Genomic DNA, 2,279 nt, shown 5'->3' with positions numbered 1-2,279 from the left:
TTCACGGGAAAGTAAACAGCCCTTCCGGGCTCTTTTTGAACTGGCCTTTAAGCGATACCGACGGCCCCGTCCGCGATTCCTGCGGGCGGGCCGACTTTTTTCCGCCTGATGGTGAGTGGGGCGCGCACGAGGGAACTTGCGTTTCGTCGCATCGTGGCAGGGACGGCACACCTGGCGGTTCCGGACTCACTCGGCCACGTGCGCCGCTTCCCCCTCAAAACATTTCCATCACCCGGTGATACATCATCCCGATCTCGAGCGCCGGCTTTCGCCACGCCGGCCCACCGGGAAAGCGCGCATGCCGCAGCTTCGCAAACAGATCGAACGAAGCCGGCTCGCCCGCAATGGCCTGTGCGACCACCCGCCCCGCGATGCCCGTCAGCGCGACGCCATGCCCTGAAAATCCCTGCACGTAGTAGTAATTCGAATCGATAGCGCCGAAATCGGGCGCCCGATTGCGCGTCACGTCCACGAACCCACCCCACGCATACTCCACGCGCGTGCCATCCAGTTGTGGAAACACGTCGGTCATGCGCTTGCTCATCGCCTCGGTCAACTGCGCGGGCGCGGCACCCGTCGAATCGGCGCGGCCGCCGAACAGCATGCGGTTGTCGGCGGAAACGCGGAAGTAGTCGAGAAAGAAGTTGTTGTCGCACACCGCCGCGCGCTGGGCGATCAGCGCATCGGCGCGTTCGCGGCCCAGCGGTTCCGTGGCGATGATGTACGAGGCGATCGGCGCGATGCGCGCGGCAACGGGCGTGGGCAGCACGCCTCCCGGCGCGGCATTGCAGCATGACACGACGAAGCGGCAACGGACTTCGCCGCGCGGCGTCTGCACTACGGGCCGCGCGCCGCGTACCACTTCTTGTGCGCGCGTGTGCGCGAACAATTGCGCGCCTTCGCGCCGCGCCGCTGCGGCGAGGCCGAGGCAATACTTGAGCGGGTGCAGGTGGCCGGAGAACGGATCGTATACGCCCGCCAGATAGCGTTGCGACGCCACGCGCGCACGCGTGGCGTCGGCGTCGAGCCACTCCAACCGGTCATAGCCCCAGCGCGAGCGCGCGGCGTCCATCCACGCGCGCAGGTCGGGAATGCGCTTGGGCTTCGTCGCGACGGTCAGGTAGCCCGCCGTGAAGTCGCAATCGATGCCGTAGCGTTCGATGCGCTCGCGCACGAGCCCCACGCCTTCGATGGAAAGCGCCCATGCGGCGCGCACGCCTTGCGGGCCGAGCTGCTTTTCGAGCACTTCGTCCTTGGCGAAGCCCACGAGCGTCTGGCCGCCGTTGCGTCCCGAAGCACCCCAGCCGGGCCGGTGCGCGTCGAGCACGATGACCGAGAGGCCGCGCGAGCGGCATTCGAGCGCAACCGACAAGCCGGCGAAGCCGGCGCCGATCACGCACACGTCGGCTTCATGCACGCCTTCCAGGACGGGATCGTCCTCCGCGGGGCGCGTGGCCGTGGCTTCGTAGTACGAGTGGCGGGCGAGTGCGTCCGCCTGGGCGTCGAGCTTTGCGGTCATCAGAGCAGATCCTTCATTCGGTACCATGCCATCGCGAGCACGAGGGCGGGGGTTCGCAGTGTAGCGCCACCGGGGAAATCGCGGTGGCGGATCTTGCCGAACAGGTCGAAGCGCGCGGACTGGCCGTCGATCGCCTCGGCAATCAGCTTGCCGGCCAGGCCGGTGGTGTTGACGCCGTGTCCCGAGAAGCCCTGCGCGAAATACACCGTGGGCTTCAGGCGTCCGAAATGAGGCGCGCGGTTCATCGTGATGTCCACGAAGCCGCCCCATGCGTAGTCGACCTTGACGTCGGCGAGCTGGGGGAAGGTCTTGAGCATGTCGCGGCGCATCGCTTCGCCCAGGTTGCGCGGCGCGAACGTCGAATAGCTCACCTTGCCGCCCCACAGGAGCCGCGTGTCGGGCGCCGGCCGGAAGTAGTCCAGCACGAAGCGGCTGTCGCAGACCGCCGTTTGCGCCGGCATCAGCGCAGCCATGCGTTCCCTGCCGAGCGGCGAGGTGGCGATCACATACGTGCCCACCGGCATGATCTTGCGCGAGAGTTCGGGCGCCAGCGTGCCGAGGTAGGTGTTGCAGGCGAGCACGACGAACTTCGCACGCACCCTGCCGCGCGCGGTTTCGACGACATGGCCGCCGTTTTCGTCGCGAATACGCGTAACGGCGCTGTCCTCGTAGAGGCGCGGGGCCGCCCCCCCCGCCCCCCCCCCCCCGCCCCCCCGGGTGTTGTGGGGGTGGCGGTGGGGGCGGTAGGGGGAGGTGAGGA

Annotated in this window: 2 protein-coding genes; both read right to left on the bottom strand. The window is 68.0% G+C overall.

Features of this window, described 5'->3' with window-relative positions:
* Positions 1-214: 214 nt before the first annotated feature.
* Positions 215-1,519 (bottom strand): NAD(P)/FAD-dependent oxidoreductase, encoded by a 1,305-nt coding sequence (locus V8683_RS31165; RefSeq protein ID WP_411192009.1) that lies wholly within the window; start codon positions 1,517-1,519, stop codon positions 215-217.
* On the bottom strand, positions 1,519-2,279 hold a 761-nt coding region (locus V8683_RS31160; protein ID WP_462880744.1), incomplete at its 5' end, for an NAD(P)/FAD-dependent oxidoreductase. The genes V8683_RS31165 and V8683_RS31160, both read right to left, overlap by 1 nt.

The sequence above is a fragment of the Paraburkholderia sp. AV2 genome (assembly GCF_054968425.1).
This window is presented reverse-complemented; position numbering and strand designations above follow the sequence as displayed.

Excerpts from the sequence above, each read along its gene's own strand:
- V8683_RS31165 (WP_411192009.1), bottom strand. The coding sequence starts at position 1,519 with ATGACCGCAAAGCTCGACGCCCAGGCGGACGCACTCGCCCGCCACTCG.